This window comes from Pandoraea sp. PE-S2R-1 (genome assembly GCF_002179865.1).
In the GTDB taxonomy this organism is placed as follows: Bacteria; Pseudomonadota; Gammaproteobacteria; order Burkholderiales; family Burkholderiaceae; genus Pandoraea.
On the sequence record NZ_NGUR01000044.1, the window covers coordinates 1 to 271 of the forward strand.

Here is a 271-nt window from a genome sequence, read left to right on the forward strand (position 1 = left end):
TCATGACTGCGCCTTACGCTCGAACATCACAAAATGCTTGCGGACCGGTTCCACCACTTCGAACACCCCTTCGAAGCCCGCCGGAATCACGCAGGCGTCGCCCGGCCCGAACTCCGAGGCGTTGCCGTCGAGGTCGCTGATACGAATGCGTCCCTCGATCACCGAGAAATACTCCTGACGATGCGCACCGAAGGCGATGCGCCACGCGCCGGGTTCACACGTCCACTCTCCGCAATCGAACTCGCCCAACGCGTCGGTGTAGAACGGGCGT

1 protein-coding gene is annotated in these 271 nt (G+C 62.4%); it reads right to left on the reverse strand.

Annotation, left to right across the window (positions count from 1 at the left end; all coding sequences use genetic code 11):
- Positions 1 to 271 (reverse strand): cupin domain-containing protein (locus CDV44_RS26955; protein ID WP_087691673.1); only part of this gene is annotated, 271 nt, incomplete at its 5' end.